A 13,572-nucleotide genomic window follows, 5' to 3' on the forward strand; every position below is an offset into this window, starting at 1 on the left:
TCAGGAAAACGAAAAAGGCTTCCGTCAACGGAAGCCTTTTTCCGTACTGGCGCCCGGACGTTCAGAACTGGGCACTGTTGAGCCAGAGGTGCGCCCCTATGCTCACCAGATAACCGAGCAAGATAGCCGGCAGCCACTTCAGGTGGCCAAAAAAGGTATACATGCCGTGGGCCTGTCCCATCAGGGCCACCCCGGCCGCAGAGCCGATGGAGAGCAGGCTGCCGCCCACTCCGGCAGTCAGGGTCACCAGCAACCACTGCCCCAGCGCCATATCCGGGTTCATCGACAACACGGCAAACATCACGGGAATGTTGTCGATGACGGAGGACAAGACCCCGATGAAGATGTTGGCCATGGTGGGATCCCCAGCGTCATACAGCCAGTGTGACACCAGCTCCAGATACCCCATAAAGCCCAGCCCACCGACACACATCACCACCCCGTAGAAGAAGAGCAAGGTATCCCACTCCGCCTTGGCCACCTTGTTGAACACATCAAATGGCACCACAGAACCCAGACTGCGCAACCGCACCTCATCACCATTGCGTTCGTAGAGCGCACGCTTGCGGGCAAGGGATCGTGGCAGCGACTTGCGCAAATAGAAGCCGAAAAACTGCAGATAACCGAGCCCCAGCATCATGCCCAGTACGGGTGGCAGATGGAGGAAACTGTGGCATAGCACCGCCGTGATGATGGTCAGCAAGAACAGCGCGACGATACGGCGGGCCCCTCGCTTGAGATCGACCACCTCGTTATCAGCCTCCGGCACATGGCGCGGCACCATCAGGCTCATCAGGATGGCGGGCACCAGAAAATTGAGCAGAGAGGGAATAAGCAGGGTGAAGAACTGGCCAAATTGCACCTTGCCCGCCTGCCACACCATCAGGGTGGTGATATCGCCAAAGGGACTGAATGCCCCTCCGGCGTTGGCGGCGATCACTATGTTGATGCAGGCAAGATTGACAAAACGCCGATCACCGTTGGCCACCTTCAACACCACGGCGCACATCAAGAGCGCAGTGGTCAGGTTGTCTGCCACCGGCGAAATACAAAAAGCAAGCCCGCCGGTCAACCAGAACAGGGTGCGCAAGTGAAAACCGGATCGCACCAGCCAGGCGCGCAGGGCATCGAACAGCCGCCGATCCTCCATGGCGTTGATATAGGTCATCGCCACCAGCAGGAACAGCATCAGCTCGGCATATTCCAGCAGGGTATGGCGGAAGGCCTGTTCGGCCGCAGGGCTCATCCCCTGCTGTGCATAGGCGATACCGATCAGGATCCAGATCACCCCGGCGGCCACCAGCACGGGTTTGGACTTGCGCAGTTGCAGATACTCTTCAGCCATCACCAGGGCGTAGGCCAACACAAACAATCCGACACAAAAAAGTCCGATTGAGGAGGATGTCAACAGAACAGGGCCACTACTGGCATGGGCGGGAGGGATAAACAGGGACAGCAGCAAAATAACAGGGGTGAGCGCAGACATGGTCTCTTCCTTTTAGAACCATCTGGCAATCATGCTAGCACCTGGATGAAAAGAAAAATTCATCCAGGTCAATTAACGCTTAATTGGTTTGCTTTCGAAACGCGGGATTATTTCTTGCCGAAACCCGACTGCTTGAGGGTATAGCCTGCGCTGTTTTGCCAGGCATCCAGACCGCTGCGGTTATTACCCGCCACCAGACTGGCGGCCAGACTCGGGCTGTTGAAAAGCTGATCGGCGGTAAAGACAAAGCCGCCCTGACTGCGGGGCACAATGACCCCCTTCTCCAGCAGTTCGTGGCGCAGCTCGATCACCGCTTCACGCAGGGAGGCAGCATCCTCGCCATTGGCGGTGGAACCGGCCAGCACCATAAAGCCCGGATTTTGCCGCTTGCCCACCGGATAACCGTGGGCCTCGGCCCCTTTGCCGTTGAAGTGGTAGAGCTCGCGCTCCCCCGGCCGGTTGTCGGAGAGTGCCTTTTGCAGGGTCATCAGCTCGTTGTAGATCTCGATGGGGACGACGGCAGCCTGCTTGTTGCCCTTGCTATCGATGATAAAACTGACTTGCTTGTGTAACATCCTTGCTCATCCTGTGACCCATGGAAGCCCCTATTCTAACCACCTCGGGCAAGCGGGATCCAGCGAGGATCCACAGCTCTTTTGCCGCCTTGATCACTAACTGGCACTCTTGATCAGCCGTAAGGGGTGTTGATCAATGCTGGCCGTGCTAGCGTACCAAGCATGATGAAAGCCATTGACCATCAAACGGTTATCCCATGCTGACCCTGCGCAACCTCTGCAAGAGCTTCGATAACGGCAGTGAACGACTGCCGCTGTTCCACCATCTCGATCTCGCCCTCCCCGCTGGCGAGATCACCCTGCTGCTGGGCCAAAGCGGCTGCGGCAAGTCGACCCTGCTCAATCTTATCGCCGGGCTGATTGCACCGGATGAAGGAGAGATCTGGCTGGGGGAGACCCGGATCGACACCCGCACCCCCGACGAGCGGGCGTGCCTGCGGGGCCGTCATTTCGGCATCGTCTATCAGGATTTCAACCTGCTGCCGACCCTCAACGTGGCCGAGAATCTGGCACTGCCGCTCGCTATCAACGGGCTGCCACCGGATGAGACAAAGATTGACCAGTTGCTGCACCGGCTCGATATGAGCCACAAGCGCCATGCCTGGCCGGAGCAGCTCTCCGGCGGTCAGCGACAGCGGGTGGCGCTGGCCCGCGCCCTCATCCATCAGCCCAGTTGGCTGCTCGCTGACGAGCCCACCGGCAGCCTAGATGAGCACAATGCCGAACAGGTGATGGCGCTGATGGTGTCGGCGGTTCGCGATACCGGCGCAGGCTTGCTGCTGGTGAGCCACAACCCCGCCTATGCTGCGCTGGCCGACAGGGTGCTGCGCCTCGAAGGGGGGCAACTTATCGAACTCAAGGGACCCCGTCATGACTAAACAGCGACTGCGTCTGCCGGGAGCACGCTGATGCTGCCACTCAAAGCGCTGCTGCGCCTCTATCGCAGCCACCCCTGGTTGCTGCTGATGAGTCTGGCCGGGCTGGTATTGGGGGTATCGCTGGTGGTGGCCATCGAGCTGCTCAATCACAGTGCCCGCACCAATTTTGTCGCCACCCGCAGCCAGCTCGCCGGGGAAGCCAACTACCGGCTGGCCCCCGCTGGCGGGCTGGATGAGCAGCTTTACGTGCAGCTGGTGACCAGCCAGCCCGCCTTGGATGCCATGCCCCAGCTCCATGGCTGGCTCAAAGATGAAGAGGGGCGCAGCTTTCAACTGCTGGGAATGGATCTCTTCAACCCCGGCCCCCTGCGCCAGCTGTTTGGCGCCCAACCCGCGAGCGAGCCCGACTTTTCCCTCAACCGCGCCGACAGCATCTGGCTGGCAACCCCCGAAGCGGAGCGCCTTGGCTGGCAAGCGGGCCAGAGCCGCCGCTTTGTATTGGGCGGCAGCGATGGCGCCAGCGCCCGAACCCTGACCCTGACGCTGGCGGGTACCTTTGAACCGGGCGCCGTGCCCATGGAGCGGCTGCTGATAACCGACATCGGCCTCGCCCAGCCCTTGCTGGGCAAAGCGGGTCGGCTCGATCGCATCGTCTTCAAGCTAAGCGACGCCGAGGCTCGTACCCTGCAGGCCACTCTGCAAACCCGTTACCCCAACCAGCCCTTGTGGCTTGAGCCCATCAGCCCGGCGCTCGATGCCAGTCAGCTTGGCGATGCGTTGGCCCTTAACCTGACGGCGCTGTCATTACTCGCCATGGCGGTGGGACTGTTTCTGGTGTTCAACGCCCAGCGATTTGTCCAGAGCGTGCGTCGCCCCCAGCTGGCCCAGTTGATCATTCTGGGGATGGGGCCGAGCTGGGTACTCCGCTGGCTCATTCTGGAGCTACTTATTCTCGCCACCATCGGCACCCTGCTCGGGGTGATGCTCGGCAGCCTGTTGGCGCTGGCACTGATGGGACAACTGACCCAGGCGCTGGCCGATCTCTATGGGCCCAACCCCATCGATCTGTTGCGCCTCTCCCCCGTGAGCCTGCTCAAGGCACTGTTGATCGGGCTGCTCGGCACGCTGGCTGCCAACCTGCCCGGCTGGTGGCAACTGCTGCGCCAATCCCCCCTCGAACTGCGAGCAGGAAACAGCCGTCCCCCCGCTCACCCGTGGCGACGGCGCGTGCTGGCCATCGCCATCTTGCTGCTGTGCGCTCTGTGCCTGTGGTTGCCGCAAACCGGTTTGACCGGTGCCCTCTTTATCGCTGGCGGCTGGCTGCTGGCCATGGCGCTCTGGCTGCCCGATGCCCTGCGCGGCCTGCTTGGCTGGTTACGACGGCGCACGGGCGGCCCGCTAACCGCCCGGCTCGGGGTGGCCGAGACCCTCTATCACCTCGATCGCACCGCTATCGCGGTGATGGCATTGCAGCTGGCCATCGCGGCGGCTATCGGCATCGGGGTCATGGTGTCGAGTTTTCGCTCCAGCGTGGAGATCTGGCTCGGCCAGCGTCTGGCCGCCGATCTCTATGTCACCGCCCCCAAGGGGGTAGCGGGCAACAAGGGCACCTTGAGCGACACACCCCTCAAGACCCTGCTCGCCAACCCGCTGGTGAGCGCCGCCTCGCGCCGCTCGGTACACCCCGCCCGCTGGCAGGGGCAGCCCATCGAGTGGGCGCAGATGGACTTTATCCCCCAGCTTAAAGCGGCCTATCCGCTGCTGGCCGGACGCTGGCCCACCCGTTCCGACGAAGTGCTGGCGAGCGAACCGCTGACGGTGCGCCTCGGGGTCAAGGTAGGCCAGACATTGGCGATCAGCGGCGAGCAGGGGCCACGGCAGTTCACCGTCACCGGTGTCTATCAGGACTACGGCAGCGACAAGGGACAGATCCTGCACGCCTTCGAGGCGGGGGCGGTGCAATCCCTCGCCCTCTTTAGCAACGACCCCGAGCAGCTGGCCGACCGTCTGCGCGAGCGCTTTGGCGAGCAGCTCAATCTGCTCTCCGCTCCCGCCATCCACAGCGCTGCGCTCAAGGTGTTTGACCAGACCTTTGTGGTGACCGAGCTATTGAAGTTGCTGATCCTCGGCATCGCCTTTGTCGGGATCGGCTCGGCTTTTATGGTGCTGGGGCTGGCGCGCCGTGGCGAGCTGCAGACCTTGCAGAGTCTGGGCTTGAGCCCCCGTCACTGCCGCCAGCTGCTGGTGTGGCAAGGGGCTGGATTGGGGCTGCTCACTGCCCTGCTGGCCCTGCCGGTGGGGTATGGCCTCGCCTGGGTGCTGATCGAGGTGGTCAACCCACGCGCCTTTGGCTGGCGCCTCGCCTTCGAGGCCGCCCCCCTTCATGCGGTCACGTCCCTGTTGCTGGCACCGGTATGTGGCGCATTGGCATCCTGGTATGCGGCAAGGAGAGTGGTATGACACAGACCAAAGGGTGGCCGCTGGCGCTGGGTATGCTCTGGACGCTCTATAGCGGGGCCATCGCTGCCAGCGATCTGGGCGCCCTACTCAGCGGTGGCAACGACAGTTTTAAAAAGGTGCAGCCGGGGCAAACCATCCAATTGCCGGAGGATCATGCTGCCCACCCCGATTACCGCTCCGAGTGGTGGTATCTCACCGGCAACCTCAAGGATGAACAGGGGCGTGAATATGGCATGCAGTGGACCCTGTTTAGGCAGGGTATCGAGCAAGAACTTCGCACCAGCAACCCCTGGCTCACCCCCCAGCTCTGGCTGGCCCAGTTTGCCATCACGGATCTCGACCGTGGCAGCCACCAGCAAGATGAACGGGCCAGTCGGCAGGGGCCCGGACTGGCGGGGGCCAGCGGCGGCCAATATTGGCTCAGGGAGTGGCGGCTTGCCTCGCAAGGGGCGGCGCTGTTCCCCGCCACCCTCAAGGTGCAGAGCACGATTGGCGAGCTGAACCTCACCGTCACTGCCGCCAAACCGCTGGTGCTGCAAGGCAAGGCCGGTTACAGCGAGAAGAGCCCGGGCAACGCCTCCTTTTACTACTCCTACCCACGCCTGCAGCTGAGCGGCACCCTGACTCGCGATGGAGAGACCCGCACCGTCACCGGCCAAGGGTGGTTTGATCACGAGTGGAGCAGCTCGGTATTGGCCGAGTGGCAATCGGGCTGGGACTGGTTTTCGCTCCAGTTGAACGATGGCCGCGAGCTGATGCTGTTTCGCCTGCGCACCAAATCGGGACGCACTGAGCCTGAGAACCGCTACGGCATGTTGATTGAGCGGGACGGCAGCAGCCGGGTGCTCGCCCCCGACGCGATTCGCCTTACGCCGGGCAACACCTGGCGCGGCCCCAAGGGGCAGGATTACCCCGTCGAGTGGCAATTAAACGCCGCCGGAATGAGCCTCACCATCAAGGCCCGTCAGCCCAATCAGGCCATGACAGGTCGCTTTGACTACTGGGAGGGAGCGGTCTCTGTCTCGGGGGATGCCAAGGGGGTCGGCTATCTGGAGATGACCGGTTATTAGCCTGCGACCATCGCCGGTTATCCCTTATTCTGACGCTTGATTCAAAAGCAGTGTGCTATCAAGAACTCATTAAAATCCGACAACCTGGACAGCTTTTTACTCAACACTTTTTACTCAACACTTTTTACTCAACAAGGGAAGTCAGCGTTTGATACCCTGCGGATGAGGTCTCATGGCGTATTTTCGTACAGCACCCATGGCGACAACATTAACCGGTTTGATTCGTTCAATTCATATGCAGCATGCACAAGGATGGCATTTATGTGGCAAGAGATCTGGCAGACCATCGTCTCCGAGTTCACCGATATTCAAGATATCAAGCAGATGACCCAGATTGTATTGCGCCTGCTGGTGGCTGGTCTGCTCGGCGGTCTATTAGGCTACGAACGTGAACAGAAAGGGAAAAGTGCCGGGATCCGCACCCATATGCTGGTCAGTATTGGCGCCGCCCTGTTCGTGCTGATCCCCCAGCAAGCTGGCGCATCAACTGCCGACCTGACCCGGGTGTTGCAGGGTCTCACTGCCGGGGTGGGATTTCTGGGGGCTGGCACCATCATTCTGGGCACCCGACAAACAGAAACCAAGGGGCTGACCACGGCCGCCGGTATCTGGGTTACCGCCGCCATCGGCATTGCCGCGGGTATGGGCCGAGAGTCCACCGCGGTGCTCGCCACCCTGATCGCGCTGTTTATTCTGACCATAGTGCCTTGGCTGCTGGGGATCAAAAAAGAGGGCCGTGAGTAATCCTCACTGCCCCCCACTGACTGCGGCCCTCTGCAGATAACGGCCACCCGAGTGGCCGGTCTGCTCGATGACCCGAAACCCATAGCCCTTATAACAGGGCATAACCGTGATATTGCCCAACCACTTCTGTCACTTGGCGCCAGTCGTCAAGGATGCCTTGTTTGTTTATTTATTGAACACCCCTCATTCACTCAACCCGCAGCCAACTTGGCTCAAGTCTGATCCTCGTCAAAAAACCTTTCAAAATCCGAGCGGTAACTAACTTTTCACTCACTTAAATTGGTCGGCGTTTGATATCTTGCCCATGCGGCACCCGCAGCCCCAAAAGCAGCCGAGGTAAGCCCATGATTTACCCATTTTCATTCTGGTTAAAGGTCGCACTCGGGGAGCTGTAACCCCGTGCGGTAGCTATCTTCTCTGCTGATGGGTAAATTCAACGTTATTAGTAATAATATTAGTGTTCAAAAAATATCAAGTATTTCCATATATCAACCACAAGTGAACAAATCATTATTATTTAGCGTTTACATATCAGCAATATCGCCAATACGATTATTATCGTATTAAATACATTAAGTAATGAGGATGACAGTGAAGAGCCTTGTAATCCGTTATTCTTTACATATTTGCTTTGCTTTTTTGGGATTTTATGCTTCTGCGGTTGTTTTAGCATATTCAGATAGTGAATCTCGTGACTTTATATCAATACTAAATTCACTTGGTGTTTTTCTTGCGTCAGCAGGTGCTATCGCAGCATTACTTACTCTTTTTCATGTTGTTTATTCCAGAGCGGAAGACAAAGAAGAATGTGAGATTAACTACCTGAGATATATAATGTTTATCCTAGAACGCCAAGCAATGTTTATATCAATGTTTGAGAAAAGAATAGCAATATTCCAGAGTTTGGATGAAACCACTAGAGCCTTACAACTAGAATCACTAAAATTTGACGATTCTCTGTGCGATGCAATAAATATTGAAAGGAGTCTTTTTTTGTTATCGTCATCAAACTCAGACTTATTATCAGAGTTAGAGCGTAGCCAAAGAGACTTCAAATCTCTTTCTTATACAATTATGAGAAGAAATAATCTATATATAAACGACTACCAACGAAAAGTTCAGCATCATTTATATCCAGGTGGATATTATAGCCTAGCAGAGCTAGAAAAAATTGTAGGAAATGCTTTATTGCCTTCTCTCATTGAATTTACCGATGAAATTTTCATGCAATTACCAAGGGTTAGAAGCCATATAATAGATGTTCACTCTCAATTAAAAATAGAGTTTAAAAGGAAATATCCACACCGACTATACTCTTAAAAACCAAAAAACAGATATAGTTCAACATAAGCTCAAGATAGTTTAAATATTTACCCAAGAGGCAAGAATGGATTATTCAATTAAGTTAAAAACAGACCGTTATAGAATATCAACAGTAAATGGCCGAGACTTCAATGAAGAAATGGAGAGTGATAGAGGGCGTGCCCTGACATCTGCCGCTCTGCGACGTCTTCAACAAAAAACCCAAGTCTTTCCACTAGAAAAAAATGCTGCTGTTCGAAGTAGGCTTACTCACTCCCTTGAAGTTCAACAGGTAGGGAGATATATCAGCAAGCTAGTATTATCGGCACTACCATTAAATGACTGTGGATTAGATGATAAACTTGATGGTTTTATTAGCGCCGTTGAAATTGCATGTCTACTGCACGATATAGGAAACCCACCTTTCGGTCATTTTGGTGAAATGGCCATAAATATATGGTCTAAAGAAAAAGTCTCTCCGATATTTAATGACTTATATAATAGCGTAGAGGATTGTAAGAAAGTAATTCAAGACATTATTAATTTCGAAGGCAATGCGCAAGGCATTAGGATTTTACATAGCCTTCACTCATTAAATTTAACATATACACAGTTAGCATGCTTAATAAAATATACTCGCCCAGCATATCAACCAAAGCCAGGTGGGAGTTCAACACATAAATATCGTTGTAAAAAACCAGGCTTCTTCCTCTCTGAAGAGGATCTAATTAATAACATCCAAAAAGCTCTATCAATAACAGCTGGTTGTAGATTCCCCCTTACTTATATAATGGAGGCTGCTGATGATATTTCATATTGCATAGCCGATCTTGACGATGCTGTGGACAAAGGGATTTTGTCTATTGAAAAACTACATAGCGAAATAACTAAAATATGGGATGATTTAAAAGTTAAGATTACTAATGCGGATGAGAGAAACTATCTTAATGAAATAATTAACAAAGCATATGGTGCCTACCAGAACACCCCAACAAATAAAAATCATGCATACATACTCACCCTTAGAACAATTTTAGTAAATGATCTGGCAAGGTATGCAGCAGAAAGATTTGTCAATAATCACCAATATATTTTTGATGGCCACTTTGATGAATCACTACTTGATGGAAATGATAAATATCATTTTGCTACTGAGACTTTACGTTTAGTTGCAATTAACAATGTTTTTAATTCTAAAGAAGTTGAAAAATTAGAACTAAAGGGGTACTCCGTGATCTCTGGATTATTAGACCTTTATACTCCATTGATTAAACTTAGCTTTGAGGATATCAAGCTCCTCACTCAAAACAACCACCTTAAGAGCCACCCCATAGAAACAAGACTATTCCATAATTTGTCAGAGAAGTATAGAACCACATACTCTCTATCAACTAAAGAAATTTTTGAAACAACAGAGGTGACTAGCAATCAAAAATTATACGAACATTATTATAGAGTGAGGTTAATAATAGATTACATTAGTGGTATGACAGACCATTTCGCATTGAAAGAGTACCAAGACCTCAGCGCTTCAACATAAACTATAACTTTACGTTATCCTCTATGAACTAAACTCAAACATAAGTATGAAACGTAAAAAACAACTACGGTAAATTGCCAATAAGTAGCCCCGGTAAATTCACTTTACTGGGGCTACTTTTATCTATCTGTAACTAAAACCAGATGAAATTTTGGTGATAATAAAGTCTGATATATTGGTGAAAATTCACTTCCTCCCGCCCCCCAGTGATTGAATAAATGCCAGCGTACGGCGATTAAACTGCTCCGGCTGCTCCACATTGCAGACATGGCCGCACTGTTCGATCACAGCTAATGAGGAGCTGGCATCGCGGGCCACCTGCTCGCGTACCGGGGCCAGAAACATATGATCCTCCTCCCCCATCACATAGAGGGTGGGAATAGGCAGGGAGCGTTCGCGGAAGTAACGCATCAGCGGGTTGACCTCGGTGGCGAGGCGGAACCAGCGTTTGAACTCTTTCTGGCAGAGTTTGCGGGCCTCGCGCACAAAGAGGTTGCGCGACTCCTGATGGTGCTGGCGCGGCATGATGATGAAGGCAAACAGCCGGTAGAGCCACATATAGGGCAGGACGTGCTGGCCGAGTCGGCCCAGTTGCACCAGCACCCGCGAGCGGATATCGAGCCGCAAAATGGCGCCTCCCAGCACCATACTTTTCACCCGCTCCGGGCAAAGCTCGGCCAGATGGCGAATAAGGATGGTGCCAAGGGAGATGCCGACAAAGTGGGCGCGGCGGATATCGAGATGATCGAGCAGCCGAACGATATCTTCGGTCACTTCCCGAAAGCTGTAGTGTCCCTTGACCACCTGTTGCAGCTGGTGGGACTGGCCGTGGCCGCGCAAGTCCAGCAGCAGCACATTGAAGTGCTCGCGATAGGCGCGCAGCTGCTTGAACCAGATGGAGGAGCTGCCACCGGCGCCGTGGACAAACACCACCCAATCCCGCTCGGGACCCAGTTCGAAAGTCTTGTGATACAACATCCAATAGGCTCCCTTGGTGATGGGGGGTATACTCGGCTGCGCGCATATTAACAGAACAGGCCCGCCGATAGATATGCGCCTGACATGACCCGGATCACCCCTTGCGCGAGAATTTTCCATGGATTTGACCCGTTTGCGCCACTTTCTGCTGACCCTGCCGGGCGCCACCGAAGATACCCCGTTTGGCCCGGAGATCCTGGTCTACCGCATCGCGGGCAAGATGTTCGCGCTGGTGGATTGGCAGGCCGAGCCGCTCACCATCAACCTCAAATGCGAGCCCGAGCTGGCGTTGCTGCTGCGCGAGATCCACCCCGAGGTCAAACCGGGCTGGCATATGAACAAGCAACACTGGAACACAGTGACCCTGAACAGCACCTTGCCAGATGATCTGTGGCAGGGCTGGGTGCACCACTCCTATGAGCGGGTTGTCGCGGGTCTGCCCAAAGCCAAACGGCCACAGGCGCCGCGCCCCCTCCCCCCTACTGACGGCCCAACCTTATGACGCCAGCACTTAGTCCAGCACTTTGTATTGTCCCCCTTGGCGAGGCACATATCCCCGCTCTCGTGACCCTGTTTGAGCAGGCGGTGCGACGCAGCGGCCCCGAGCACTACAGCGCCGAACAGGTGGAACAGTGGGCCCTCGGTTCACAACATCCGGGCTTTGTCAGCCAGCTGCGCGAGCACCACGGCTGGGTGGCGGAGCAGGCAAATGTGCCCCTCGGGTTTGTCACCCTGAGCCCCGATGGCCACCTCAGCCTGCTCTATGTGAGCGCCGACCATCAGCGCCAGGGACTGGGCAATCTGTTGCTCACCACGGCGCTCGCGGGGGCCAGAAGGCTCGGTATGACCCTCATCACCACCGAGGCCAGCGCCTTCAGTTATGAGCTATTTTTACGACATGGCTTTACGTTGACCGGGCTGGAGTGCGTGGAGCGGGGCGGAGTCAGTTTTACTCGCCATCGCCTGCACTGCTGCTTGCCAAGCTAGGGCAAGCCACTAAAATACGCTTAATTTTCGTATTGTTACTGTATTGAGGCAGCAACCATGGTGGTAGAAAGTGAAGGCTATATCTCGCTGATCGAGTATCTGGTGGAGAGTTTGGGATTGTTTGAATCCCAGCAGCAGAACGATGGTGAAGAGACCATCGAAGATCTGGTCAGTGGCCGTGTTGCCAGCAACCTGATGGCCATTTGCGAGCAAAACCCCCAGCTCGATCCCAAGGTGCGTTTTGCCATCATGCAGGAGGCCGACGCCGTGGTCGCCGATCTGGAAGAGGTGCTCTCCGCCGTCTGGCTGCGCGCACCGACCCCGGAACAGAAAACCTTCCTCATCGAGTTTATCGATCTCATCAAGAACCTGTTCGACAGCGCCATCGGCTGATCTGCCGTCCGGCTCTCCCGCCCAACGCAAGATTTCAAAGCAGCAGATAAGGAAAAGGGCCGCCTTGGTGGGCAGCCCTGCTTGCTATCATTTTCAACCCGCCAGTGCGTTCATTCATCAGGCGGTTATCAAGGCAAGAAATGTGTCTGGACTTTGCATCCGATCCCTGGACGCTACCTAGTTAGTCCCGACTGGTCGCAATAAGTTCCCTCCTCCGACCATTTATTTTCACTTTTATTAAGAAATCGACTACAAACCTGTTCAGCGGTTCAGGCTGGGCGGCAAACAGACTCCAATGCCACCCAATCCGCAGTAGCCATCCGGATTTTTCTCCAGATATTGCTGATGGTAATCCTCGGCGTAGTAGAAGGGCGCCAGCGGCAGAATGCGGGTGGTAATGGCACGGCTGTCGCCGCTTGCCGCCATCGCCTGCTGGTAGGCCGCCATGCTCTGCTGGGCAATGATCTGCTGGCTCTCATCGCCATAGAAGATCACCGAGCGATACTGGGTGCCAATGTCCCCGCCCTGACGCATCCCCTGCGCCGGGTCGTGCTGTTCCCAGAACAGTCTGAGCAGATCGCCGTAGCTGATCACCGCCGGATCAAACACCACCTGCACCGTCTCGGCATGGCCGGTCAGGCCGCTGCACACCTCTTTGTAGGTGGGATTCTGGGTCACGCCGCCCTGATAACCTGCCGCGGTGGAGTAGACGCCCGGCTGCTGCCAGAACAGGCGCTCCACGCCCCAGAAACAGCCCATGCCAAACCAGGCAATCTCAATGTTCTCGGGCCAGGGCCCCTGGGTCGGGTTGCCATTCACCGCATGCTGCTGACCAATCACCATCGCTTCGCGTCGTCCCGGCAGGGCATCTGCCGGTGAAATAATCTGTTCCATGAATTCTGTCCTTGTATAAAACCCTGTGAAATCACACAGCTGACGAAAAGGAGCATCGAAGATAGCAGTTTATCGCGCCGGATCAACCGGCGGGCCCCTCCCCGCTCGCTCCGGCGGCCGTCTGCACCGTCTGTCCCTCTTTCCCGATCCGCACAGCCAACCCGCCCCTCGTAGACCAGAACGGCCAAAATCAATATTTAGTCTTGATTTGTGAATTAATTTTCATATATTGAGCCAATCGCTGTTTTTTTATGGAAGAAATATC

General features: G+C 55.1%; 13 protein-coding genes. 9 read left to right on the top strand and 4 right to left on the bottom strand.

Going from position 1 to position 13,572, the window contains the following annotated elements; translation table 11 throughout:
• Window positions 1–61 precede the first annotated feature (61 nt).
• Both nhaD and WBR25_RS12135 read right to left on the bottom strand, forming a co-directional pair.
• Entirely contained in the window at window positions 62–1,486 is a 1,425-nt protein-coding gene (nhaD, locus tag WBR25_RS12130) for a sodium:proton antiporter NhaD (protein WP_005352707.1), read from the bottom strand.
• A gap of 107 nt (window positions 1,487–1,593) precedes the next feature.
• Window positions 1,594–2,061, bottom strand: coding sequence for a DUF4357 domain-containing protein (locus WBR25_RS12135; RefSeq protein WP_005333716.1), 468 nt, complete (start codon window positions 2,059–2,061; stop codon window positions 1,594–1,596).
• A 197-nt stretch (window positions 2,062–2,258) separates the two neighbouring features.
• On the opposite strand from WBR25_RS12135, the gene WBR25_RS12140 reads away from it, so the two are divergent.
• The 6 genes from WBR25_RS12140 to dgt all read left to right on the top strand — a co-directional run bounded on the left by WBR25_RS12140 (window position 2,259) and on the right by dgt (window position 10,055).
• Window positions 2,259–2,939, top strand: a complete 681-nt coding sequence (locus WBR25_RS12140; protein ID WP_411240395.1) for an ABC transporter ATP-binding protein — start codon at window positions 2,259–2,261, stop codon at window positions 2,937–2,939.
• Window positions 2,940–2,969: 30 nt separating this feature from the next.
• Complete coding sequence (locus WBR25_RS12145) at window positions 2,970–5,399, top strand: FtsX-like permease family protein (RefSeq protein WP_429106757.1); 2,430 nt, start codon at window positions 2,970–2,972, stop codon at window positions 5,397–5,399.
• Window positions 5,396–6,469, top strand: a complete 1,074-nt coding sequence (locus WBR25_RS12150; protein ID WP_429106758.1) for a lipocalin-like domain-containing protein — start codon at window positions 5,396–5,398, stop codon at window positions 6,467–6,469. The genes WBR25_RS12145 and WBR25_RS12150 overlap by 4 nt, the downstream gene beginning before the upstream one ends.
• 261 nt (window positions 6,470–6,730) lie before the next feature.
• Window positions 6,731–7,213 (top strand): MgtC/SapB family protein, encoded by a 483-nt coding sequence (locus WBR25_RS12155; RefSeq protein ID WP_170872271.1) that lies wholly within the window; start codon window positions 6,731–6,733, stop codon window positions 7,211–7,213.
• 591 nt (window positions 7,214–7,804) lie between these two features.
• Entirely contained in the window at window positions 7,805–8,533 is a 729-nt protein-coding gene (locus WBR25_RS12160; RefSeq protein ID WP_429106759.1) for a hypothetical protein, read from the top strand.
• 67 nt (window positions 8,534–8,600) lie between these two features.
• The gene (dgt, locus tag WBR25_RS12165; RefSeq protein WP_429106760.1) at window positions 8,601–10,055 is read left to right on the top strand and encodes a dGTPase; all 1,455 of its coding nucleotides are present in this window, start codon (window positions 8,601–8,603) and stop codon (window positions 10,053–10,055) included.
• A gap of 186 nt (window positions 10,056–10,241) precedes the next feature.
• On the opposite strand, the gene WBR25_RS12170 is transcribed toward dgt, so the two are convergent.
• Window positions 10,242–11,033: an alpha/beta fold hydrolase gene (locus tag WBR25_RS12170; protein WP_429106761.1), complete on the bottom strand. Its 792-nt coding sequence runs from the start codon at window positions 11,031–11,033 to the stop codon at window positions 10,242–10,244.
• Window positions 11,034–11,151: 118 nt separating this feature from the next.
• On the opposite strand from WBR25_RS12170, the gene WBR25_RS12175 reads away from it, so the two are divergent.
• The 3 genes from WBR25_RS12175 to WBR25_RS12185 are packed head-to-tail and all read left to right on the top strand — an operon-like array spanning window position 11,152 to window position 12,413.
• Complete coding sequence (locus WBR25_RS12175; protein WP_019446158.1) at window positions 11,152–11,535, top strand: MmcQ/YjbR family DNA-binding protein; 384 nt, start codon at window positions 11,152–11,154, stop codon at window positions 11,533–11,535.
• Window positions 11,532–12,020 (top strand): GNAT family N-acetyltransferase, encoded by a 489-nt coding sequence (locus WBR25_RS12180; RefSeq protein ID WP_042080439.1) that lies wholly within the window; start codon window positions 11,532–11,534, stop codon window positions 12,018–12,020. The genes WBR25_RS12175 and WBR25_RS12180 overlap by 4 nt, the downstream gene beginning before the upstream one ends.
• 57 nt (window positions 12,021–12,077) lie before the next feature.
• Window positions 12,078–12,413, top strand: coding sequence for a DUF3802 family protein (locus WBR25_RS12185; protein WP_005333735.1), 336 nt, complete (start codon window positions 12,078–12,080; stop codon window positions 12,411–12,413).
• Window positions 12,414–12,674: 261 nt separating this feature from the next.
• On the opposite strand, the gene msrA is transcribed toward WBR25_RS12185, so the two are convergent.
• Entirely contained in the window at window positions 12,675–13,307 is a 633-nt protein-coding gene (msrA, locus tag WBR25_RS12190) for a peptide-methionine (S)-S-oxide reductase MsrA (RefSeq protein WP_127006619.1), read from the bottom strand.
• Between the last annotated feature and the right edge of the window lie 265 nt (window positions 13,308–13,572).

It is taken from the genome of Aeromonas sp. MTB, assembly GCF_056632455.1.

Coding starts and splice junctions, on each gene's coding strand:
- nhaD (WP_005352707.1), bottom strand. CDS start 1,486: ATGTCTGCGCTCACCCCTGTTATTTTGCTGCTGTCCCTGTTTATCCCT.
- WBR25_RS12135 (WP_005333716.1), bottom strand. CDS start 2,061: ATGTTACACAAGCAAGTCAGTTTTATCATCGATAGCAAGGGCAACAAG.
- WBR25_RS12140 (WP_411240395.1), top strand. CDS start 2,259: ATGCTGACCCTGCGCAACCTCTGCAAGAGCTTCGATAACGGCAGTGAA.
- WBR25_RS12145 (WP_429106757.1), top strand. CDS start 2,970: ATGCTGCCACTCAAAGCGCTGCTGCGCCTCTATCGCAGCCACCCCTGG.
- WBR25_RS12150 (WP_429106758.1), top strand. CDS start 5,396: ATGACACAGACCAAAGGGTGGCCGCTGGCGCTGGGTATGCTCTGGACG.
- WBR25_RS12155 (WP_170872271.1), top strand. CDS start 6,731: ATGTGGCAAGAGATCTGGCAGACCATCGTCTCCGAGTTCACCGATATT.
- dgt (WP_429106760.1), top strand. CDS start 8,601: ATGGATTATTCAATTAAGTTAAAAACAGACCGTTATAGAATATCAACA.
- WBR25_RS12170 (WP_429106761.1), bottom strand. CDS start 11,033: ATGTTGTATCACAAGACTTTCGAACTGGGTCCCGAGCGGGATTGGGTG.
- WBR25_RS12175 (WP_019446158.1), top strand. CDS start 11,152: ATGGATTTGACCCGTTTGCGCCACTTTCTGCTGACCCTGCCGGGCGCC.
- WBR25_RS12180 (WP_042080439.1), top strand. CDS start 11,532: ATGACGCCAGCACTTAGTCCAGCACTTTGTATTGTCCCCCTTGGCGAG.
- WBR25_RS12185 (WP_005333735.1), top strand. CDS start 12,078: ATGGTGGTAGAAAGTGAAGGCTATATCTCGCTGATCGAGTATCTGGTG.
- msrA (WP_127006619.1), bottom strand. CDS start 13,307: ATGGAACAGATTATTTCACCGGCAGATGCCCTGCCGGGACGACGCGAA.